Origin of the sequence: Pectobacterium carotovorum, from assembly GCF_900129615.1 — a bacterium.
Lineage (GTDB): Bacteria > Pseudomonadota > Gammaproteobacteria > Enterobacterales > Enterobacteriaceae > Pectobacterium > Pectobacterium carotovorum.
Genome location: NZ_FQWI01000001.1, coordinates 409,760 through 431,537, shown reverse-complemented (window position 1 = coordinate 431,537; position 21,778 = coordinate 409,760). Strand labels below are relative to the sequence as shown.

The following is a 21,778-nucleotide window of genomic DNA, read 5'->3' as shown; positions in this document are numbered from 1 at the left end:
TCCACCGTTCGTCAATAAGATTTTTCAGAACGATAAGAGGTGATAAACACATATGGAGGGAAGATATGACAGAAAAAAGAAAACATGGCGCAAAATTTAGTGACAACGTCACGCCATGTTTCCTGGATCGACAGCGGTAGACTGAATGTTATTTCTCAGCCGGTTTAATCAACGTCAGAATCGTGCCCAGCTGTTCACGCTGCTCATCACTGACTTCGCGTGCAGCGGAATAGCCCGCATTCTGAATAATCATCTCATTTAGACCAACCAGCCAGTCATAGATATAAAATGCCGTATTATTGGTCGGCGTCAGCGATAGCTTGGTTAAGCGCTGTGAAGCCCCAAAGCTGACCGCCTGTTTTTCCGGCTTGGCGAAAATCTTATGACCGCGATTAATACGGCTTGCAGGGCGCAGGGATTCATCAAGCTGCTGGAAACCGAGCCAGGCAACGAAGTCACCGAGAATAGTCAGCACGCGTGAAACCTGACGGTCGGCTTTATTCTCACGGTTGATCCCCAACTGCTCACCGTCGACCAACATATCGACCAGCGCCTCTTCGATCCGCAAACGGATGCTGCCGGTAATCAATTCTTCGACCAGCATTTCGATCGTCGATTTAGGCACATTCAGCAAATCGAGAAGCGGGGCATTTTCCGGCAGGCCACGTAGATAGTTAATCCAGTAACGATAAACGCCATGCGCGTAATCAGCCTCATAGCCGTGGTCGATGGTCAAAATCGGCGGCGCAGGCTGATCGAGCGCGATCGGTTCATCGGCAAACAGATCGATTTCGATCCCGACGCCAAACGGATCGCTATTGACCGACGGGGCAGAAAGGTCTTCGGCATCGGCGTGGAAACCGCCATAGCTTGCCCCTTTCTGTTGCAGATATAAACGGCGCAGCTCATCACGCGAAGGCAGCAGCCGTTCCAGCAGTTCACCGTGCACGCCGGTGCGGGTCTGGAGCGATTTGAGCAAGGTCTCTGCGATACGCTGTTTTTCTGCCGGATCGTCAACATCAACGGGCAGATACCAGTTACCCAGCAGGTTATCGCTGAGTTCACGTTGGAGTTCGCTAAGCTGTTCGCTGATGCGCCCCAGCTTGACATCCCGGTGGACTTCCGCGCCCAGCCACGTTGCCATTCGCGCTACGCCACGTTTATCCATCGCCAGCATCGTTCCCCAGGCGTCGCCCGGATTACCGACATAGCGCTGTACCGCGGCATCATAGTTTTGCCCGTGCGTAATACGGCGATCGTGGCGAGTGACCGCCCAAATCAGCCCCGGTTTACGGTGACTACGAACCTGTGCGTTTTCGCCTTGCGTCTGTTTAACCCAATGATCCAGCGCCTTGCCGACCACTTTAACGTCGGCGCGGTTGCCTGCTGCGCTGCATACCATCAGTACGTTCATTTCCTGATTATCGGTATAGCGCTCCAGCAGATAGGCGCGTTTCGCCCGCAATAGCGTGTGCGCCAGTGGATGCTGCGTGCTTTGCTGTCTTGCTGGTGGCTCGTCCCGCGTCTCGCGGATCTCACCAAAACCGGGGAAATCCAGCACATCAACCTGCTCGAACAGCGCTTCTTTAGGCGGCAAATGCAGCGGGATAAGCAACTCCGCCGTCAGCATCGTTAACTCAGCCAGCGAAAGCTCCGTCGTTTTCCCCGCGCGGCCATTCTGAACCGGTCGCACCAGCACGCCGGGATCGTCGGCACTGTGCAAGTGTTCCAGCGCAGAACCGTCGATCAGACCGTCTGCCGGATTTAACTCATCATCCACCAGAATCCGCAGCGGTGCTAACAGCTTGCGTGTACCGGACAGGTGTTGCAGCGTGTGGCTGAAATGGCGATAGGCGGTGGTCAGCGAATTCAACTCGCCCCACAGTACAGAGAAGAGCTGGGCGCGATCGTCAACCGTGAGGTAAGGCGCTAATTCAATCGCCACCGGCCAGAAATGGGCTTCCAGCTGTTTTTGCCGTTTAACATCGTGACGCGCGAGATAGTCCCAGAGTTCGACGACTTCATCGCGGCTCATCCCTTCAACGGGTTCTGGCTGACGGTGCATCAACAGCGTTTTAATGTGTTCAGCAATATGGCGCTCGTCCAACTCTTCAAACGTGGTCTCTTGATTGAGATCGTTTAAAAACGCGTTGGCCATGATCTTGCCGATATCCAGTTCGCTGAGCAGTTGCAGCTGAACGGGGAACGATTTGTTCTTCACGCCCGACTGCCGGCTAAAGCGCGTGACGAGCGCGGTTGCGCGATCGGACGGATTAATGTGATCGATAAAATCCAGCTGTTGCCCTTCAAAAGCGGTTTCCAGCTTGCCGTTTTCGCCCCCGGCCAGCGATGCGATCAGATAGGATTTCCCCGCCTGAGACAGGCCAAAAAAGCCGATGGCGATCTCTTTCTGCGCCACGTCGGACAGGTGCTGCGCTTTATTGTGATTACGGCGCAGTTTGACGATCAGACGGTCGGCTTCGATATCCAGACGCGGGGCGTTCTGGCGGGTACTTTCAACCCAGTCGATGGCCTGTTCAACACCTTGCGCGACGGCCTGTAGCTGGCCGTGAAGTCGGGTAGAGAGCTGTTTGGACGTTAATCGTTTCATTTTTTAAATACACTCCCACTATCGATCCAATAATGGGTCGCACCTGAGCCGTTAGCGGATAATGTGTTCAATTTGAGTCGTAAATGCTGTGGTGGAACGCGGGTGCCGTCTTCCAGCACCGCATCGGCAATCTCAAAGCGTTCGGGGCTGTCTTGATCGTCACTTTTCGTTACGGCCAGTCGGACACGCAGCTTACTGTCGCCGACGACCTTACGCGCCAAATCCTGATCGACGATTGAGAGCATATAGAGTGAGGACGCAGGCCAGCGCTCGTTGTCCAACTGGCGGAAGCCAAGGCAGAGTGAGCCACGCACCTGGAAACTGAGTTTCGGATCAAGCTCGAAATCCGGCGCATCCAGATCGATATCGCTGTAGTAAACGTTATCCAGCGTCAGCGCGTTGCTACTGTCCATCATGCCGAGGTAGCGCACCGTAGAATAAGGCTGGAAATCACCAACCTTAAAGTAAAAGCCCGGCAGGCGCAGATCGAGCGCCAGCAGGCACAGCATCGCGCCGACGGCGGCGGTGGATTTCGGGTTATCGATGCGTCCGCGTTTGTTAAACGGATACCAGTCGTTGGTGTGATAGCCATCGAGCGACAGCATGCGGTTAATCGGCAGCGGCTGCAGGTGGCGGAACAGCGCCTGAATTCCTGGGAAGCGCGAAGGGCGACCGGTCAGCAGCAGCACATCGCACGAATACAGCGACACCACCTCAGACATCAGGCGCAGATTCTGCGTGATGTTCATCTTGTTAGACAGGAATTCGCCGTGCAGCTTGCTCAGTTTGAGAATCAGCGGCACTTGCAAAATATCGAAGACCTTGTCGCTGACCGGTAGCTCGCGCTGCACTTCCGTATTGATGTATTCCAGCACTTTTTCCGTTGGTGCCTGTTCCAGCAATTCGCCGAAGGTCGATTCGATCTCGGCGCTGGTGTCCAGCGGATCAAAGCGCTCATAGGCTTCCAGAATCGCGCGACCAATTGGGATGAAGACCTGTAGCGTGACCTGCTGACGCAGCGTGAGCTGTGCGTCCATACGGCCTTCATTGCCGAACAGCTTCGCCATCAGCGCATCCGGGCTGGCCATTCCGGCGGTTTTCAGCGCGGCCTGTAGCGCGGGGAGGATGTAAAGCTGAATCACATCCAGCAAGATATCGTCGCCCGCGACCTTAAAGCCTTCACGGAACAGCAGGCGGGGAATGATTTTAACGTTGTTGCCGACGCCGTCATCAAGCAGATATTGAGTAATGGCGAGGTCGGTGGTGCCGCCACCGATGTCGATTGAGGCAATGCGCAGCGTTTTACCCGCCGGTTCGCCTTCATCGAGCTCTTTATCGGGGCGTGCCATGCTGGCGAAAAAATCTTCCGCACGACCGCCAAAGTTCACCTGCGCTTCGTTATACAGGTAAACCATCTGCCCGCATGTGGCTTCATCCCATTCGATTTGCACGTCAGGCACCGGAACCCGACTCAGTTGCTTGTCGGCTGGCGTGGTGAAATCCTCATCCATCGGGTGCCAGTCCATCGCTTTCCAGACCAGCGCGATCGCTTCATGCATCCGGCGGCGGAAAATTTCACGCTCGGGTTTCGGCATTGCGGAAGGCAGGGTCAGAATGATATTTCGCAACTGGCGTGGCGCGCTGCTGTGGATCATCTTCAAGCGCTGAGCGGCGCTGTTCATTTGCATGAGCGCCTGGGCCAGCAGCTCAGAGAGCATGAAGGTCATGATCGAACTGCGGCTGTAGTGCGGTGAAAACACCGGTAAACGCTCTTCCAGCGGCTGGTTGTAGAGCGGCTGACCTTCATCATTCAGCATGATGGTCAACGGCATGGCTGTCGCTAGCGGTTCGGTTTGCGAATGGGCATCCGTCTGGCTGAAACGCCAGCCTGGCGCATAGCTTTCTTCATCCCACAGGTAGCGGCGCGGGCTGGAAATACCGCTCGATCCTTCCGTTCCCTGACGCAGCAGCGCCATGTGGCTGGCTTCGCGCCCGACGCGGGTGATTGACGGCCAGATGAACGCGTCATCACGACCGCTTTCTACGGAGAAATTGTCTTTACCGAACTTCGCCTGTGAAAACTCAACGCGGCTCTCGAAAAGTTCGTTATACAGATAATGTGGCTCACTCAGATCGCGCAACTGCAGTTCATAGGTCTGTTTCAGGCCGTTGCTTTCGTCAGCATGGTCCTCAACTAAAATGCCGCAGGTGTGCGAGTTACCGACGTCTAAAATCAGGTCAACGTTGACAGCGGGTTCCTGCAGCGTGCTGGTATTGATCCGAATTTCCGGTATTTCGAGCTGGTTGCCCAGCATATCCAACACATTCAGGTAATGTGCCTGATATTCAAACCCTCTGAGTGCCACTTTTATATCGTGGCTGTCACGGCTTTCCAGCGCTTTAACCCGCTGAGCAAAGACTTCGCGCAGCCATCCGTCGACCCAGGTTTCATCAAGGAATTCACCTAGTTCGTCGCTGTGATAAGCCAGCGCGAAACTCCCGCCGGTTTTGATGTCATTGGCATTAGGTGCCAGCGACTCGTACTCGTGGCCTTCCGGGTAGGTTTTGGTATCGAACGCCAGACAAATACGGTGCGTATTGCCGTCCTGATCGGGTGTATCCAACGCAAGAATTTGCATCCGCGCCCAGTTATCCGGCCCGCCCATGAAGGTGCGCGGCGGATTAAAGCGGAAGAAGGGCAGCGGCAGCCAAATGTTCTCCAGCAGCTTCAGCGATTGCTCAAGCGAAATGCTCAGCTCAGGCTTCACTACTTCCGGCGGCATCCCGGTGGCAGAAGGCAGCAGGAATTTATCCGACTGTTCATCATACAGCAGGTGCAGCAGAGGGCCGTTGGCACTTTTACGCACATAGCGGTTAGGCTGCTCAGCCGAAAACTGCGGCTTTAAGGCAAAATCCAAAAACTGAATTCCGCTGTCCTGAATCAACGTAATGCGTTGTTTATAATCGGTAATCGTCGCCAGCATGATTATTTACTCTCGCGCTTTATCGTCATCGGGAAAACGGTGTTTTCGTCATAGCGACCAATACACTCTGCCGCAGCGCCGGAGGCACCTTGTTTACAGACCAATTCCGGCATTTGGAAACGAGAATTATCAGAGCAGCGGGCGCCGGAACGACTGTTGATGATCAGATTGCCAGAGCTCATTAATCCTGCCTCAACGTTAGCGCGACACGTGACATCGTCACCATGAGTTATGCGTGCCGTGCCTTTTCCATTTTGAATCTGGTAGCGCAGGCTAGGTGGCCTGCCGGTAATCGGCGCTTTGCTATCAACAATGACGCGCCAGTTGCCGTTCAGGAATTTGATGGAACCGATTTTCACCGCGTCGGCTGGCATGACGAGATCATCTTTGCCCGCAGGAATCGCTGGCACTGGCTCGGCAACGGGTTCAGCCGGCGGCGCAACAGGCTCTTTTGGTTCCGTGACCGCAGGTGCTTCCGGTTTTACCGCGTCTACTACAGGCGCAGCAGCAACCGGTGCCGTAGCGACTGATGGCTCAGCGGTTTTCACAACCTCTTTTTCTGCGACAGGTGGAACAGGCGTGCTTTCTTGCTGTGGCACTGGTTCAGCCGGCGTAGAAGAAGGCAGGGCGCGTTTTTCTGGTTTGACCGTCGCGGCTACATCGGAGGTCGGCTTGTCGTCTTGTCCTGACACGCAGCCACGTATTTGCAATGACAAAATCGCTAACAGTGCGGCAGCAGGTAGCAGCCACCACAGGCGGAAGAACGGTGGGCGAACAGGCACGGCTGCCGCAGCGGCAACAGGTGCAGGTGTTGAATCGACAGGTTCGGGCTGAACGATAGGCTGTGGTTCCGGCTCGGGAACGGGATCGACCAACGGCAGTGTGGGTGCGCTTGCAACGGGGGCGGGTGCAACAAAAAGCGGTTCCGCTTCCTTGATGACAGGTCGCAGGCAGTCCAATGCATCAAGCCGAGATTTCTTATCGAGATTGACGAAGCCCCAGAACGTTAAGACGGGTTTGCCATCAACCAGATAAACGTGGTTCGCTCCAGGGAACTGTATCGCTTTTGCCAGCAGGACACCGAAGAGTTTCTGCCCCGCTTTTTCTGCATTTTGCGCACGCTGGCTGATGTCGGCAACCGCAGCTTGATAAGTTTCCAGTAACGCCAGCGCCTTTTCTCGTTCTTCTTCGCTCGCGGCAATCCAGGAGGTGACTTTACCGTCAACTGGCGAATACCAGTCAATGCGGTCGCCATGCTCGTTGGGTTGGGGAATCGCCAGACAATCGGCAATCTGCTGCTGTTTTCTGAGACGTAACGTTTCCCGCAATTGAAGTGCTGATGCGTAAACTGGCTGGCCGTTCTCACCCAGCGCCAGAAAATCATCCAAACTTCCACTACGTAAAAATAATTTTGCCACGCAAAAGAGACCTTTTGTAATGATGCCTAAAGCAGAAAATAGAGTGTAATCTGCGACAGGGTATACTGTAGTGCGAATGATGGCGAATCAAACGCTTAAAGAAGTGATAAAACTAACAAATATTTGGGCAATAGAAAAAGTGGGAAACGAGAAGTGTACTCACGTGCAGCAGATGACGTCCAGATAATATGATGAAAACACTGACAAAAATGAGGCATTCTCTTTCAGCTATGATTTGCAGAAATGAGGGATGCTGCGCGACGCCAGCCTCCCTCAAGGCAGTGAGAATTAAAGCTGGACGTTACCCGTGATCAGGTAAGCAGATGAGGTGCTTTGTGACATCGGCGGCAGTGTATCACTGAGGACGTTGCCTTTTACGTCGGTAAATTCAATCGGAATATCGTTCATTCCAACGTGCTCAACAATAAAGTGGTTATAATCGGTTTTCTGTGCAGCAATCCATTGGTTATTGCGCATATATTTCATCTCAATAACGGGATATTTTACGTTCCTGAATTGCACCGCAGCCCAATAAGGGTTTGAACCTTCCTTTATTCGATAAATAACGTTGCCATTTACCGGCGCTTCGATCAGAGTCCAGTCGATATTAATTTTTCCATCCCGCAGATCGCCTATTTTCTCAAAGGCGTTAAACGATAAATCCAAGGCACAATCGCCACCTTCAGGATAGAGATCGGTGACATAAACCACCGTACTGCCTTTTGGCCCATTCACTTTCAGATAGGCCCCAGCCAGTGACGCCTTCACGCCACGATAATCCAGCTGGTTTCGGTTTAACGCCGTGATCTCCATGTTCTTCGGGATTGGGTCCAGTAAAAGTGCACCGCCCTGATAGCCAGAGCCCGTTGCGGTGGCGTAGCCGTAACAGATGTCGTCCAGTTCCCACTGGGCGTGGGCGGTATTAATCAGGGGAATAACGCATAGTGCAGACAAGGCTAATGAGGTTATTTTATTCATGTTTCACATCCAATATGATTCAAGATTAATAACATAGGTGAGTGGTAAAATAAAAAACCAAAACGGAAATCCATTTTTTGGCCTATTGATAATAGGAGTTTTGTATAAATAGGTAAATCGGTTTTATCTTAAAAGAGTAAAGCAGTGAATATATCACTGAGTTTATTTCTATAGAGTGAAATAATTATATGCGTGAATAATCGATTTGGATTTATTCAGAATGTGTTCTACGGTTTAAAGGGTGACAACATTATTTCGCGCATGCAACTTGCAGCATGACGGGTATATAACGATGAAGAGGAGACAGCATGACCATTCATAAGAAAGGGCAAGCGCATTGGGAAGGTGATATCAAGCAGGGAAAAGGCACCGTCTCAACGGAAAGCGGTGCACTGCAACAGCAGCCTTACGGCTTCAATACCCGTTTTGAGGGTAAGCCCGGCACGAACCCGGAAGAACTGATTGGCGCAGCGCATGCGGCCTGTTTCTCTATGGCGCTCTCGCTGATGTTAGGCGAAGAAGGGCATAAACCTGAATCGATCGATACCACGGCGGATGTGGCGCTGGATAAAGTCGATGGTGGGTTCGCCATCACCAAAATTGCGCTGCACAGCACGGTGAAACTGCCGGGTATTGATGAAGCCACGTTCGATAGCATCATCCAAAAAGCGAAAGCGGGCTGCCCGGTATCAAAAGTGCTCAAAGCCGAGATTACGTTGGCGTATCAGTTGAATTAAGGACAGCAGTTGAACTAAGAAAAAGCCGCTGAACTAAGGCTGTTCATGCTTTACCGATAAAACTGATGTTGATAGAAAGGCTTACCGGCGTCGCTCGGTAAGCTTTTTTTACATTTATACAATTAAAAGCAACGAAACGATTAAAAATAATTTAACATCTTTACGATAATAACCATAAAATTAGCATAGTCATTGCTGCATGATGCGGGCTATGGCGTAGGACGCAATATAACAAGAGCAATATTGGGCTGGCCGGTTTGTGGTGGTCAGATTCTCTGAGTATGTCGTGCTGTGGAACACAAGCGAGAGTTCAAGATGAATAAAGTGACCAAAATCTGTTTTTCTGTGCTGTTGGCTGGTAGTTTGCTGACCCCTGTTTTGGCAAATGCCACTACGTCGGAAGACATGCGCGGTATGCAGAAAAGTTATACCGCCGCCACTAAAGCGGACGATGCCGCCGCGCTGAAAACTGCGCTGAGCACATTCCGTGAGCACGTTGAGCACGCTAAAACGCAGGTGCCGCCTGATTTCGCCAAACAGCCTGCCGATGGTCCAGACAGAAAAGCCTATGTGGAAGGTTTGGATAAGATTTTGCAAAAAGTGGACAGCGCACAGGCTCTGGCGGATGCCGGTAAACTGAGCGAAGCCAAAGCGGTGTTAGCTGAAATCAATACCTTGAAAGGCGAATATCACAGTAAATTGAGAGGCTAAGCCGCTTTTCGTTTACCATAAGCCGCCAGTGGGATCGCACTCACTGGCGGCTTTTTTTGTTATAAATGTTACGACAGTCAGGATTGCCAGCTGAGGGGAAACAGAATGACGTCACCATCACACGATGCAACGCATGATGGCAAAGATACACAAAGCAGAATTCTTGAAGCCGCGTTGGAAGTCATACTGGATCACGGCGTGAGGGGGGCAACCTACCGAAAAATAGCGCAGCAGGCCGGATTGTCACCGGGGACGCTAACCTACCGCTACAGCAGTATTGAATTGCTGTTGAGCAGCGCGTTCGTTTATATGGTCGATGGTATCTCACATGCATTCCGTGTCCGCCTCAAGCAGGCAAAGGACATCGACAGCGCGCGCGAAGCGGTGGTTGACCTGATCTGTGGAGACATCTGGGCGACACCGCGTCACCTGACATTAAGTTTTGAACTGTACGCGCTGGCATCGCGGAAAGAAGAGTATCGGCTGATATTGCAAGAATGGATGACGCGCAGCAGAACATCGCTTCACCTGCATTTCAGTATCGCAACCGCATGTTCGCTGGATGCAATGATTGAAGGATATACGATCCATAACTATCTCAATAGTGAAGCCGTCAGCCGTGAAGATATTCTCAATACGGTAATCAAACTGACCTCTTAATTCCTGCCTGGCGCGTTCGTGTCAGGCACCTTCCCATTAAAAAAAGAACATCGTGAAACAGGTGCAAAGTGGTGCATATTCGTGCGATAGTTATTCGTACGTATGTACGAATTGATTCAAATAAAGACGACGAGAGCTATGACCACAAAACCCGCTATCAATAAATTTGCCCTGTTCGGGCTGATGTTCATTCCCGGTTTTACGTGGGCAACCTGGGTGACCCGAACCCCCGTTATGCGTGATGTTCTGAATGCCTCAACGGAAACGATGGGCATGATTCTGTTTGGTTTTTCATGTGGTTCCATGCTCGGCGTATTGGGTGCAGGAAAAGTCATTAACGTTCTCGGCATTCGTAAAACCATGGCCGGTGGATTCCTGCTGCTTTTGCTTGGGCTACTTATGCTTGCCGCGTCGCTTTCGATTCAAAGCACGCCCAGCGCCTTTATGGGATTGTTGATTTTCGGCGCAGGAGTCGGCCTGGTTGATATCGCCATCAACATTGAAGGGGCGGCGTTTGAACAGCACCTGAATAAAAGCCTGATGACTACGCTGCACGGTTTTTTTAGCCTGGGAACGCTAGTCGGCGCGCTGACAGGGATGGCGATGACGGCGTTTGGTATCAATACTACGCTGCACTTTGTGGTGGCCGTAGCACTGTCGATACTCACCGCGATGGCGCTGATGCGCCAAATGCCGTGGTTGAGCGATCTGGCCCGTTCTGAGCAAGAAGAAAAGGGCGACTACAAGACGCAGGTCTTCAACGAACTTAAAGACAGCCGCCTGTTGATTCTCGGCGTGGTTATTCTTGCGATGGCGCTTGCAGAAGGTTCTGCCAACGATTGGCTACCGTTATTGATGATCGATGGTCACAACTTTGGTCACACGTCGGGGACGCTGGTTTATGTCGGATTCACTGCTGGTATGACGCTGGGGCGTTTTGCCGGAGGATATTTTGTCGATCGCTTTGGCAAGGTCAATGTGCTCCGTTTCAGCGCCGCTTCCGCTGCGCTTGGGCTGGCGCTGGTCATTTTCTCTAATGATCCACTGCTGGCCGCCGCTGCGGTTATCTTCTGGGGTATCGGCGCTTCGCTGGGCTTCCCGCTCACCATTTCCGCCGCAGGAAGCGGAGAAAACAGTGCCGTTCGCGTCACGATCGCCGCAACGTTGGGCTACTTTGCTTTTCTCGTCGGTCCGCCTGCACTGGGCTTCCTTGGCGAGGTTGCAGGGTTACGCATCGCCATGCTGCCGGTGCTTGTCATGGTGATTCTGGCCTTTATCTGTTCGTCTTCCGCCCGTGAACGTGGGACCAGAACGGCATCAGAAACCTCATCTTGACGTTTCTGCGCGGTTCCGTTTCGTCTTATCGGAACCGCGTAGTGTCTTCCACGCTATTGATTACATTGATAATAAATGGTGTTATGCATCATGGTCAGCGAAGCTGACCATCACTCGGATTTGGAAAAATAAACACAATGGTAAATTTAACGGATATGGCTGAGGGGGATTACCCCGAATATCGCCAGTTTTTTATTCTTGAATATGCGCAGGATCTACAAGAATCCCGGGGATATGACGCAGAAAAGGCGAGGGCGATCGCCACGCAATCGATCGATATTGCGTTACCGCAGGGTGTTCACACCGCAGCTAATAAATTATGGTGCATTCATTCCGCAGATAACGCAGACGGCATCATCGGCTACTTGTGGGTCGTTCTGAAAGAAAATGCCGCCTGGGTATCTGATTTTTGCCTTCTACCCGTATGGCGGGGCCGTGGTTTCGGTAAGGCCTCGCTTGCTGCGCTGGACGTAGCGCTCACAGCGTTAGGTATTGGCGAAATCGGGCTGAGAGTGGCTACGCATAATCCGGTTGCCAAGGCGTTATATGAAAAGAATGGCTTCCAGATTAGCGGTTTTAACATGCACAAAAACCTGGAGCCGAACCCTCCATCAAACTGCCGTTAACCTAGCGAAATAGGGCAAGTACACCTCAACGACCATAGACCCCCAATGCCACTCTTTTGTTCACATCTGTGTAACTAAAGTTCAAAAAAAAGACGCCGATAAACAAATAGTAGGAGCTCATTGCAACGGAATGTTGATTACGATAAGTATCAACTCTAGGGGAGCCATAATGGCCACACAATTAATACAAAAAAAATCAATGAGTACCCGCGCTCAAGTCCTGCTAACTGGCGCATTAACCATCGCACTCGGTTTCGCTGTCACCATTGGGGTGCTCAGTTGGCAGTCCAGTAAGGAACAAAAGTCTCTGGCCGAACGCTATTTACAGCAGATAGCCCAAAGTGAAGCATTAAGAATTCAACAGGAACTCAACTACGCCCGGGATGTGGCACATAACCTCGGGCAAGGGCTGGTTGCGTTGCCCGCCGCAGGCATTAAAGACCGCGCAGTGGTCGATAAAATGACGGAATATGCCCTGCGGGATAACCCAGAATATCTCTCGATTTCAGTCATTTTTGAAGAGAATGTGTTTGACGGCCGTGATGCCGAGTTTGCCGATCAGCCAGGCCAGGCTCCTAAAGGCCGCTACGCCTGGTTTGTCGATCGCGATCAGGCTGGTAATTACAAGATGCACCCTCTGCAGTCCTTCCTGACTCCCGGCCAGGGCGATTACTACTTGTTGCCGCAAAAAAGCCAGAAAGATACGCTCATCGAACCTTACTCCTACGCTTATAACGGCGTTCCAACGCTGCTGACGTCAGTCGCCGCACCGATCGTCAGTCAGGGAAAACTGTGGGGTGTCGTTACGTCAGACATTTCTCTTGCGTCATTACAGGAAAAAATTAACCGGATTAAGCCTTGGGAAGGCGGCGGTTACGCGATGCTGCTATCCAGTGCGAGTAAAGTCATCTCTTATCCTGATAAATCCCAGACAAGCAAAGCTTGGCAAGGGCCGACTGACAATTTCACGTCCGCAGTGGTACAACACGACGATGCCATTCTGGGCGAAGAAGCGCTGATCACCTGGCAGCCCGTTACTATCGGCAACAGCACAGATAAATGGCATCTGGCTATTGTTGCTCCTGTGAGTCAGGTAATGGCCGCTTCTGAACGCCAGTTAATGAATGCCGTCATCATGATGGTGATCAGTATCCTGTTGGTGAGCGCGTTGTTGGGCTGGGTATTCAGCCGTAAAGTGCTTAAACCATTGGGTGGCGAACCACGCGAAGCAGCTACTATCGCGCTGGCCGTTGCGGAAGGTCGGCTGAGTAATGTGATTGATGTGAAGCCCAACGATCGCAGCAGTCTGTTCTTCGCGCTGCATACGATGCAGTCACAGCTGCGTCAGGTCGTCGGGCAGATCAAAGACGCCAGTGATTCCGTGCGACAAGGCGCTGCGGAAATTGCCAGCGGTAACCTCAACCTTGCATCGCGTACGGAGCAGCAGGCTGCCGCGCTGGAGCAAACCGCAGCGAGTATGGAAGAGATCACCGCAACGGTGAAACACAATGCCAACAATGCTCATCAGGCTACGACGTTGACAGAGAATGCCACGAAGATTGCTCAGCGTGGTGAATCGCTGGTCGGTCAGGTGGTTCAGACGATGGCGCAGATTGATGAGAGTGCGAAGAAGATTGGCGATATCACCACCATGATTAACAGCATCGCTTTCCAGACCAATATTCTGGCGCTTAACGCCGCGGTAGAAGCGGCACGAGCGGGCGAACAGGGCAGAGGATTCGCCGTTGTGGCATCGGAAGTTCGCAGTCTGGCCCAGCGCAGCGCCAGTGCGGTGAAAGAGATTGCCGCACTGATTGAGGAATCCAGCCAGCGCGTTGAAAGCGGCGTTAAACTGGTGAACGATGCCGGTAAGACCATGCAGGACATGACACACGCTGTCAGCTCGGTACAAAGCATTATCGGTGAGATTGTCACGGCATCGGATGAGCAGGCGAAGGGCATTAGTCAGGTCACGATTGCCGTTAATGAAATGGATGGTGTGACGCAGCAAAACTCCGCGTTGGTACAGCAGATGTCAGCTGCAGCCAGTTCGCTGGAAGATCAGTCTATGTCGTTAGCGCAGGCGATAGAGCATTTTCGTTTGGAACAGCATCACGTGTCACCTCGTGCGCTGTTAAAGTAAAAAGTGACGTCGTCACCCGGCAACCGAAAGGTTGCCGGGTATATATTTACTCCTTCTGCGATTCTTCTCACATCCCCCCCTGAATTTTCTTCAATACCGTATATGGCATTCACCACTTCGCGAAAGTTGTATCGAGCCTTTAATTAAGGCAAATTGAATCATCCTGATATTGTTAAGAAAAAATAACCATGCACCTGAATTACCCCTGTCTGAGAGCGTTCATGGAGATTGTCCGTAGCGGCAGCTTTGAAATTGCGGCTCGTAAACTCCACGTCACGCCGTCTGCCATCAGCCAGCGTATCAAGCAGTTAGAAGATCAGCTTGGTCAGGTACTGATCGTAAGGGGTAATCCCTGTCGAGCAACACCGACGGGACAAGCGTTACTTCGGCACGCAGAACAGATAGATATGTTGGAGAGCGAGCTTTTCAGCACGCTTGAAATGCCAGTCAGACCGAGTATTTCAGTAGCTGTGAATGCGGATTCAATAGACGGATGGTTTCTGGATGCGATGGAAGATGCCTGTCACCAATCCAGTATTTTGCTCGACATTCTCGTTGAGGATCAGGAACATTCGGCAAGCTTGCTGCGCGAAGGTCGGGTCATGGCGGCCGTCAGCGCCAGCCCAGAATCCATTCAAGGTTGCAGCGTGGAATATTTAGGAACAATGCGTTATCGCGCCTATTGCTCACCGATTTTTCACGAGACGTACTTTGCTGAAGGAATCAATGTGGACAGTTTGCAAAAAGCGCCGCTCCTGATATTTAACAATAAGGACAGATTACAATCCTTATTTATAGAATCACTGGTTCCAACCGTGATCGAACCACCACAGCAATTCGTTCCTTCAACGGCGGCTTTTGTCGGTGCCATTTTCAGAGGGCTAGGGTGGGGGATGATCCCAGAACATATGGCATCATCGCATACGGAAAAAGGCGAATTAGTACCATTTCAAGCCGGAAATCCTATCGATATTCGACTGTACTGGCACCGTTGGAATATCCGCTCTGCATCGCTGGAAGCGTTAAGCCAGAGCGTGCGAACGGCGGCCGCTCGGCATCTTTTTCGGTAATGGTGTCAAGCTAAGGACACGAGCGACCGCGACGTAAACGCTAGCGGCGGCCCCGTAGATTTGTACTGGCTGACCATTCATAAGTCGCTGAGGAATCAGGCTTAAACTTATTTTTCTTCTTCTCGGCCTTGGCCTGTTTTGCTACGACTTCGCGTTCCTTCATAAGCTTATCGATGTAATCGTCTTTAATATGATTACTCTCAGAGTTGGTCAGCGGGCGGTCCTGTTTTTTTCTCGCCTGATCGAGTAACGTCTTAAGCTGACGTTGTTCACTTTCTGTCATGTCTTTCTGAGTCAGTCTTGGCATGGGAATGGACCTGATAAGCGGGCTGGAAAATACATTGTAGAGGAAAACGCTCTGAGGCCCAGATAAATCGTACCGCGAGCCTTCCTGATTTCTTGATAATTAGCACACAATTTACTTATTCAAGCACAAACAATAGAAAAATACATAGTGGGGAGAAACCATGTCACCAGAATCGGCCGTAGCGGCACAGTTTAAGGCCTATAACGAACATGACATCGATGCATTCGTGTCATGCTTTGCACCAGATTTCAAAGCATACCGCATGCCGGCAGAAACGCCATCGATGGTAGGAAAAGAGGCGTTGAGAGAGTTTTACGTGAATAACCGATTCAACAACCCAGAACTGAGAGCGGAATTGGTATCTCGTACCGTGCTAGGCAATAAGGTATTTGACCATGAGTTAATCCATGGGCTTTCAGCTGAGCCTATAGAGAGTATTGCCGTCTTTGAGGTAGATAACGGTCTTATTAATACAGCTTGGTTTTTCTTTTGTTAGTTAGGTGTTTTGTGGATGTGGGGATTTGTTCAACGGAACGGCCAGTTCCTGCCTGTGTCTTCATTGGTTCGCATAATGTATATTATGTTAAATCAACTGTAATGATAAATAAGTTCATAAGCCACATCCACGTTGCGATAAATCAATACGTTAGTAATCTCTGACTTCCCTCTCGTTTCTCACGTTAGGTATAAGTACACTTACTTCATATCGATAATGATTTGCAATTAAAACAGTACGCTGGTTCATACCCATTGCGATGATGTCGCGGCTTGAATCATTGCCGCTCGCCCCGCTTTCTTGTAACCTTCCTTGCTACACGCCGAATCCTGAACACAAAAACCTGAAACTACTGGACGTTACATGACAGCTCACACTTCTAAAGATCCTTTGCGTGGCGTCACGCTTGAAATGCAAGTCAATGCGCTGGTTGCCCGTTTTGGCTGGGTTGAGTTGGGTAAACGGATCAACATCAATTGCTTTAAAAGCGATCCAAGCGTCAAATCCAGTTTAAAGTTTCTGCGTCGGACGCCTTGGGCGCGTGCCGAAGTTGAAGCACTGTACCTTGATTCTATGGGTGATTCCGCTCCCGTAAAACCAGATGATAGCGCCGTTGATCCCTGGGCTAATAGCCGCAGAAATAAGAGCTAACCAACGTGAAAAAGCCGGTCGTACTTATTGCTGCTGCGCTTCTACTTGTCGGTTGCGCATCTAAACCACCAAGCTCGCTTGTCACCCCGCTTCCTCCTGCTAAACAGCCGCTTCCGGCGAAATCTCAGCAGAATAAGGATCCCATGCGCGGTGTCTGGCTGGCGACCGTCTCCCGTCTGGATTGGCCGCCGGTGGCATCCGTCAATGTCAGCAGCCCTGCTAGCCGCATAACTCAGCAGCAAGACGCGCTGAAAGGCAAGCTGGATAAATTGAAAAATCTTGGTATCAATACCGTATTTTTCCAGGTTAAGCCTGATGGTACCGCGCTCTGGCCCTCTAAAATATTGCCCTGGTCAGATATGTTAACGGGCAATATTGGTGAGGAGCCGGGCTACGATCCGCTACAGTTCATGTTGGATGAAGCGCACAAACGCGGTATGAAAGTCCATGCCTGGTTTAATCCCTATCGCGTCTCCGTTAACACGAAGCCGTCAACCGTGACGGAGCTAAATAGTACCTTGTCGCAAAATCCTGCCAGCGTATTTGTGTTGCATCGTGACTGGATCCGCACGGCAGGCGATCGCTTTGTGCTCGACCCAGGTATCCCGGAGGCGCGAAGCTGGATCACCAGTATCGTGGCCGAAGTCGTGGCGCATTACCCTATTGATGGTGTGCAGTTCGATGATTACTTCTATGCCGAATCATCCGGCTCGATGCTTAACGATGGTGAGACTTTTAAGAAATATGGTCAGGGATTTGGCTCAAAAGCAGACTGGCGGCGGCACAATACACAGCTATTGATTGAGCAGGTGTCGCGCACTATTAAGCAGTTGAAACCTGAGGTTGAATTCGGTGTAAGCCCCGCAGGCGTGTGGCGCAACCGGTCACACGATGCGGCAGGCTCCGACACGCGAGGCGCGGCGGCTTACGATGAAGCTTATGCCGATACTCGCCTGTGGGTGCAACAAGGGTTGCTGGATTACATTGCCCCGCAGATATACTGGCCTTTCGCACGTGATGCAGCCCGTTATGATGTCTTGGCAAAATGGTGGGCGGATGTAGTGAAGCCGACGAACACGCGCCTCTATATTGGTGTTGCGCTGTATAAAGTGGGTGAACCTTCAAAGAATGAACCTGACTGGACGATAAATGGCGGTGTGCCGGAGCTGAAAAAGCAGCTCGATTTGAACGAGTCTATGCCGCAAATTAACGGGACGATTCTGTTCAGAGAGAATTATCTCAATCAACCACAGACCCAGGAAGCGGTTAATTACCTCAGAAACCGCTGGGGCAGTTAGCGCGATACGAAAATAAGCCCGCGTAAATCCTGGTAACAGACTTAGCGGGCTTTCTTTTTACACTTAAATTTCAAAAACCTTACCGCCTACTGGCACGCCTTGCCCACTCTTATAATTTCCACGAACAACGTCTTCGGGGCGAAGATTATTAAATTGTGCATAGTTCGCTACGGCATCCTGCGTAAAACGCCCAGATTCGTCGTGGCTGACATGCGCGCTGCTCTGCTTACGGTAGTACGTGATAGTAATGGTTTTGGGATTACTCATCTGTTGAGTCATATAAGTAGCCATTTTTCCTCCGTCATCCGTCTCTGATTGTGAATGTCGATAAACGCCATACGCAGGAACAACTCGGTCTGCGGTGGCATGCTCGATAATAAAATGCGATATCGGCAGTCACCAGCGATGGAACGGCATATGGCTTTTTATCTACGCCATAAAAAACCGATCAATACATTGATAAATAAATGATTTATTTTATTTCTATGAATAAAATTGAGCTTGGCATAGGGTATTTAACAGGCGTTTTTCATGTAGTCATCCGTCTTTTTGTTCAATATTCCCCCCAATGTCAGGAAAGATTTTTTTGCTTATTTAATAAGCATGTAAAGTAGCTATGACATCATGATTCGTAAAAAACCAATCAACCGTTTGATTTTTATGTGAAAAAATAAAAGTTTCGAAACGAAATAAATCATTGAGTCGGTGACTGAAAAACCCTATATTGGCCGCGTTTTTCTTATAGCAGTTACATGTTTAATTCATTTATTCAACTGTGGTTGCCTGCGAGCACACGGTTGTAGGAGAGATATGATGACGGATAAAGTCCGTATTGACAGTTTAGGTGCGAATTCATTAAACGGAAACAATGAAACCTATTTGGCAAGACAAGCTGAATTTGAATCGAACGTGAGGAGTTATCCACGCAAATTGCCTCTGGCAATTGCGAAAGCCGAAGGCGTGTGGATCACCGATGTTGAGAATAATCAATATCTTGATTGTCTGGCCGGGGCGGGAACGCTGGCGCTTGGACATAATCATCCTGACGTGCTGCAAAGCATCCAACGTGTCATTACTAGCGGCTTGCCGTTACATACACTTGATCTGACAACGCCGTTGAAAGATCAGTTCTCCGAATATCTGCTTTCCTTATTGCCTGGCCAGGGCAAAGAGTACTGCCTCCAGTTTACGGGCCCTTCTGGCGCCGATGCGGTCGAAGCCGCGCTGAAACTGGCAAAAAAATACACAGGTCGTGCTGGTGTGATCAGCTTCTCTGGTGGTTACCACGGCATGACGCATGGCGCGCTGTCGGTAACGGGTAACCTGTCACCGAAAGAAGCGGTCGACGGTATGATGCCTGAAGTCCAGTTTATGCCTTATCCACATCAGTACCGCTGCCCGCTGGGCATTGGCGGTGACGCTGGTGTGAAAGCATTAACCTACTACTTTGAAAACCTGATCAACGACGTTGAGAGTGGCGTACGCAAACCTGCGGCGGTCATTCTGGAAGCCGTTCAGGGCGAAGGCGGCGTTAACCCGGCTCCTGTCGAGTGGTTGCAACGCATCCGTAAAGTGACTCAGGAACACGGCATCCTGCTGATCATCGACGAAGTTCAAGCGGGCTTTGCTCGTACCGGTAAATTCTTTGCCTTTGAACACGCTGGCATTGAGCCAGATATCATCGTGATGTCCAAAGCAGTCGGTGGCGGCTTGCCATTAGCCGTACTGGGTATCAAGAAGCAGTTCGATGCTTGGGCTCCGGGCCACCATACCGGTACTTTCCGTGGTAACCAACTGGCGATGGCAACCGGCCTGACGACGCTGAAGCACCTCAAAGACAACCAGGTAGCAAACAAAGTCGCTGAGCAAGGTGAATGGCTGAAAGCCAAACTGGCCGAGCTGCAAAAACGCTATCCGGTGATCGGTCACATTCGTGGTCTGGGATTAATGATCGGGATTGAGATTGTTAAGCCTGGCGAAGCGCAGGATCACATGGGTTGCTACCCGGCTGACGGCGAGCTGTCTGCTCTGCTGCAGAAGAAATGCTTTGAAACGGGCCTGATTCTGGAGCGCGGTGGCCGTCATGGTTGTGTTCTGCGTCTGCTGCCTTCCCTGCTGATCAGCAATGCTGAATTGGAAATCTTCCTGGATAAATTTGAAAGCGCCCTGCTGTCTGCTGGCGTGAAGCCAGTCTGAGTGGAGCGAATGACCACGATGTCTCAATTAGTGGAAACAGAAGCAGTGGAAACAAAAATCAACCCGATTTTGGCCTCCTCGGCACAAAGCATCGAGGCATATCAGGACGCGATTACGCAAAGTAGTCAAGCCGTCATGCAGTGGCTGCAACAGCCTGAGATGTATCAGGGGAAAACCGTTGCTGAACTGCGTGAGCGCATCACGCTGGATTTTAATCCTCAGGGCCTGGGTAACCAGGCCGCTATCGAGCGTGCGATTGAGTACTTTTTGAAAGACAGCCTGTCGGTGCATCACCCACAGTGCGTCGCTCACCTGCACTGCCCGAGTTTGGTGGTCAGTCAGGCAGCGGAAGTCTTGATTAACGCCACGAACCAGAGCATGGACTCCTGGGATCAAAGCCCGTCTGCGACCATCATCGAGATGAAGCTGATTGAGTGGCTGCGTACTCAGGTAGGCTACCAGTCTGGTGACGCTGGCGTGTTCACCAGTGGTGGCACCCAGAGTAACCTGATGGGGTTGATGCTGGCGCGTGATGCCTTCTTTGCTCGTCAGGGACATTCGATCCAGCAAGATGGATTGGTTGGTAATCTGAAGAAAATTAAAGTGTTCTGTTCTGAAAATGCCCATTTCTCGGTGCAAAAGAACATGGCTTTACTGGGTCTGGGTTATCAATGCGTGACGCTGGTGAAAACCGATCGCTTCGCGCGGATGGATCTGAACGATTTAGCAGAGAAAGTGGCGCTGGCCAAGGCTAACGGCGAGCAGATTCTGGCGATTGTGGCGACGGCAGGGACCACTGATGCCGGTGCGATTGATCCTTTACGGGCGATTGCAACACTGGCGGCAGAACACCAGATTTGGGTACACGTTGATGCAGCCTGGGGCGGCGCACTGCTGCTGTCCGAGAAGTATCGCGATTATCTGGACGGCATTGAGTTGGTGGATTCCATCACGTTGGATTTCCACAAACAATTCTTCCAGACCATCAGCTGCGGCGCTTTCTTGTTGAAAGAAGCTCGCCACTATGAGCTGATGCGCTATCAAGCGGCTTACCTGAACTCTGAGTTCGATGAAGCACAGGGCGTTCCTAATCTGGTGTCGAAATCATTGCAGACGACGCGTCGTTTTGATGCGCTGAAACTGTGGATGGGTCTGGAAGCATTAGGCCAACAGCAGTACGCCGCAATCATCGATCACGGCGTCACGCTGGCACAGCAGGTTGCACAGTATGTGGATGAACATGCCTCACTGGAATTGGTGATGCAGCCACAGCTGGCAAGCGTACTGTTCCGTTTCCGCCCGCAACAGCTGGCAACAGCGGATGACGCGACTATCGCTTTGCTGAACCAACGCATTGGTGATGCACTGCTGGAATCAGGTCGTGCCAACGTAGGCGTCACCGAGTTTAACGGTGTGACCTGCCTGAAACTGACGTTGCTGAACCCAACGGTTAACCTGGACGATGTCAAAGTCCTGCTGGATCTGGTTGAAAGCACGGCACAGCCTCTGCTGACCGCGTAATCCCCCTGCTTTACCGCATGGTAAAAAGCCGATAAC

18 protein-coding genes are annotated in these 21,778 nt (G+C 51.3%); 12 read left to right on the top strand and 6 right to left on the bottom strand.

All coding sequences use genetic code 11. From position 1 onward, the window contains the following. Window positions 1-148 precede the first annotated feature (148 nt). The 4 genes from BUB06_RS01940 to BUB06_RS01925 all read right to left on the bottom strand — a co-directional run bounded on the left by BUB06_RS01940 (window position 149) and on the right by BUB06_RS01925 (window position 7,991). The gene (locus tag BUB06_RS01940; protein WP_039473166.1) at window positions 149-2,611 is read right to left on the bottom strand and encodes a putative virulence factor; all 2,463 of its coding nucleotides are present in this window, start codon (window positions 2,609-2,611) and stop codon (window positions 149-151) included. Beyond that, window positions 2,608-5,595, bottom strand: a complete 2,988-nt coding sequence (locus BUB06_RS01935; protein ID WP_010295986.1) for a virulence factor SrfB — start codon at window positions 5,593-5,595, stop codon at window positions 2,608-2,610. Before BUB06_RS01935 ends, BUB06_RS01940 begins: the two co-directional genes overlap by 4 nt. 2 nt (window positions 5,596-5,597) lie before the next feature. Next, entirely contained in the window at window positions 5,598-7,013 is a 1,416-nt protein-coding gene (locus tag BUB06_RS01930; RefSeq protein ID WP_039473163.1) for an SrfA family protein, read from the bottom strand. 288 nt (window positions 7,014-7,301) lie between these two features. Next, a complete protein-coding gene (locus tag BUB06_RS01925) occupies window positions 7,302-7,991 on the bottom strand; it encodes an expansin EXLX1 family cellulose-binding protein (RefSeq protein ID WP_010295991.1) in 690 nt (229 codons plus the stop codon). Between the two features lie 308 nt (window positions 7,992-8,299). Between BUB06_RS01925 and BUB06_RS01920 the strand changes: the two genes are divergently transcribed. The 7 genes from BUB06_RS01920 to BUB06_RS01890 all read left to right on the top strand — a co-directional run bounded on the left by BUB06_RS01920 (window position 8,300) and on the right by BUB06_RS01890 (window position 15,273). After that, entirely contained in the window at window positions 8,300-8,728 is a 429-nt protein-coding gene (locus BUB06_RS01920) for an OsmC family protein (RefSeq protein ID WP_010295994.1), read from the top strand. Window positions 8,729-9,043: 315 nt separating this feature from the next. After that, a complete protein-coding gene (locus BUB06_RS01915; RefSeq protein ID WP_010295997.1) occupies window positions 9,044-9,439 on the top strand; it encodes a cytochrome b562 in 396 nt (131 codons plus the stop codon). A 105-nt stretch (window positions 9,440-9,544) separates the two neighbouring features. Further along, window positions 9,545-10,099, top strand: coding sequence for a TetR/AcrR family transcriptional regulator (locus tag BUB06_RS01910; protein WP_039473160.1), 555 nt, complete (start codon window positions 9,545-9,547; stop codon window positions 10,097-10,099). Between the two features lie 138 nt (window positions 10,100-10,237). Beyond that, window positions 10,238-11,434 (top strand): MFS transporter, encoded by a 1,197-nt coding sequence (locus BUB06_RS01905; RefSeq protein ID WP_039473157.1) that lies wholly within the window; start codon window positions 10,238-10,240, stop codon window positions 11,432-11,434. A 137-nt stretch (window positions 11,435-11,571) separates the two neighbouring features. Then, window positions 11,572-12,060: a GNAT family N-acetyltransferase gene (locus BUB06_RS01900; RefSeq protein ID WP_039473154.1), complete on the top strand. Its 489-nt coding sequence runs from the start codon at window positions 11,572-11,574 to the stop codon at window positions 12,058-12,060. A gap of 169 nt (window positions 12,061-12,229) precedes the next feature. Further along, window positions 12,230-14,203, top strand: coding sequence for a methyl-accepting chemotaxis protein (locus tag BUB06_RS01895; RefSeq protein ID WP_039473151.1), 1,974 nt, complete (start codon window positions 12,230-12,232; stop codon window positions 14,201-14,203). A 188-nt stretch (window positions 14,204-14,391) separates the two neighbouring features. Further along, window positions 14,392-15,273, top strand: coding sequence for an HTH-type transcriptional regulator ArgP (locus tag BUB06_RS01890; RefSeq protein ID WP_072013015.1), 882 nt, complete (start codon window positions 14,392-14,394; stop codon window positions 15,271-15,273). 40 nt (window positions 15,274-15,313) lie between these two features. On the opposite strand, the gene BUB06_RS01885 is transcribed toward BUB06_RS01890, so the two are convergent. Beyond that, the gene (locus BUB06_RS01885) at window positions 15,314-15,580 is read right to left on the bottom strand and encodes a YjbD family protein (RefSeq protein WP_039473148.1); all 267 of its coding nucleotides are present in this window, start codon (window positions 15,578-15,580) and stop codon (window positions 15,314-15,316) included. 160 nt (window positions 15,581-15,740) lie between these two features. Here BUB06_RS01885 and BUB06_RS01880 point away from each other — a divergent pair, with 160 nt between their 5' ends. The 3 genes from BUB06_RS01880 to BUB06_RS01870 all read left to right on the top strand — a co-directional run bounded on the left by BUB06_RS01880 (window position 15,741) and on the right by BUB06_RS01870 (window position 18,025). Beyond that, a complete protein-coding gene (locus BUB06_RS01880; RefSeq protein ID WP_039473145.1) occupies window positions 15,741-16,076 on the top strand; it encodes a nuclear transport factor 2 family protein in 336 nt (111 codons plus the stop codon). A gap of 363 nt (window positions 16,077-16,439) precedes the next feature. Further along, window positions 16,440-16,727 (top strand): VF530 family protein, encoded by a 288-nt coding sequence (locus tag BUB06_RS01875; RefSeq protein ID WP_039473143.1) that lies wholly within the window; start codon window positions 16,440-16,442, stop codon window positions 16,725-16,727. Window positions 16,728-16,732: 5 nt separating this feature from the next. Beyond that, on the top strand, window positions 16,733-18,025 hold the full coding sequence (locus BUB06_RS01870) for a glycoside hydrolase family 10-like protein (protein WP_039473140.1): 1,293 nt from the start codon (window positions 16,733-16,735) through the stop codon (window positions 18,023-18,025). A gap of 63 nt (window positions 18,026-18,088) precedes the next feature. On the opposite strand, the gene BUB06_RS01865 is transcribed toward BUB06_RS01870, so the two are convergent. After that, window positions 18,089-18,316, bottom strand: coding sequence for a hypothetical protein (locus BUB06_RS01865; RefSeq protein ID WP_039473138.1), 228 nt, complete (start codon window positions 18,314-18,316; stop codon window positions 18,089-18,091). A 519-nt stretch (window positions 18,317-18,835) separates the two neighbouring features. Here BUB06_RS01865 and BUB06_RS01860 point away from each other — a divergent pair. Together BUB06_RS01860 and BUB06_RS01855 are read left to right on the top strand one after the other, a co-directional pair. Next, on the top strand, window positions 18,836-20,221 hold the full coding sequence (locus BUB06_RS01860) for a diaminobutyrate--2-oxoglutarate transaminase (protein ID WP_175552147.1): 1,386 nt from the start codon (window positions 18,836-18,838) through the stop codon (window positions 20,219-20,221). 18 nt (window positions 20,222-20,239) lie between these two features. Then, a complete protein-coding gene (locus BUB06_RS01855; RefSeq protein ID WP_039473362.1) occupies window positions 20,240-21,742 on the top strand; it encodes a pyridoxal phosphate-dependent decarboxylase family protein in 1,503 nt (500 codons plus the stop codon). Window positions 21,743-21,778: the final 36 nt, after the last annotated feature.

What these genes read in the sequence shown, in the direction of transcription:
- BUB06_RS01865 (WP_039473138.1), bottom strand. Translation starts at nt 18,316, where the DNA reads ATGGCTACTTATATGACTCAACAGATGAGTAATCCCAAAACCATTACT.
- BUB06_RS01895 (WP_039473151.1), top strand. Translation starts at nt 12,230, where the DNA reads ATGGCCACACAATTAATACAAAAAAAATCAATGAGTACCCGCGCTCAA.
- BUB06_RS01860 (WP_175552147.1), top strand. Translation starts at nt 18,836, where the DNA reads ATGATGACGGATAAAGTCCGTATTGACAGTTTAGGTGCGAATTCATTA.
- BUB06_RS01925 (WP_010295991.1), bottom strand. Translation starts at nt 7,991, where the DNA reads ATGAATAAAATAACCTCATTAGCCTTGTCTGCACTATGCGTTATTCCC.
- BUB06_RS01915 (WP_010295997.1), top strand. Translation starts at nt 9,044, where the DNA reads ATGAATAAAGTGACCAAAATCTGTTTTTCTGTGCTGTTGGCTGGTAGT.
- BUB06_RS01920 (WP_010295994.1), top strand. Translation starts at nt 8,300, where the DNA reads ATGACCATTCATAAGAAAGGGCAAGCGCATTGGGAAGGTGATATCAAG.
- BUB06_RS01890 (WP_072013015.1), top strand. Translation starts at nt 14,392, where the DNA reads ATGCACCTGAATTACCCCTGTCTGAGAGCGTTCATGGAGATTGTCCGT.
- BUB06_RS01935 (WP_010295986.1), bottom strand. Translation starts at nt 5,595, where the DNA reads ATGCTGGCGACGATTACCGATTATAAACAACGCATTACGTTGATTCAG.
- BUB06_RS01885 (WP_039473148.1), bottom strand. Translation starts at nt 15,580, where the DNA reads ATGCCAAGACTGACTCAGAAAGACATGACAGAAAGTGAACAACGTCAG.
- BUB06_RS01900 (WP_039473154.1), top strand. Translation starts at nt 11,572, where the DNA reads ATGGTAAATTTAACGGATATGGCTGAGGGGGATTACCCCGAATATCGC.
- BUB06_RS01940 (WP_039473166.1), bottom strand. Translation starts at nt 2,611, where the DNA reads ATGAAACGATTAACGTCCAAACAGCTCTCTACCCGACTTCACGGCCAG.
- BUB06_RS01855 (WP_039473362.1), top strand. Translation starts at nt 20,240, where the DNA reads ATGTCTCAATTAGTGGAAACAGAAGCAGTGGAAACAAAAATCAACCCG.
- BUB06_RS01880 (WP_039473145.1), top strand. Translation starts at nt 15,741, where the DNA reads ATGTCACCAGAATCGGCCGTAGCGGCACAGTTTAAGGCCTATAACGAA.
- BUB06_RS01905 (WP_039473157.1), top strand. Translation starts at nt 10,238, where the DNA reads ATGACCACAAAACCCGCTATCAATAAATTTGCCCTGTTCGGGCTGATG.
- BUB06_RS01910 (WP_039473160.1), top strand. Translation starts at nt 9,545, where the DNA reads ATGACGTCACCATCACACGATGCAACGCATGATGGCAAAGATACACAA.
- BUB06_RS01875 (WP_039473143.1), top strand. Translation starts at nt 16,440, where the DNA reads ATGACAGCTCACACTTCTAAAGATCCTTTGCGTGGCGTCACGCTTGAA.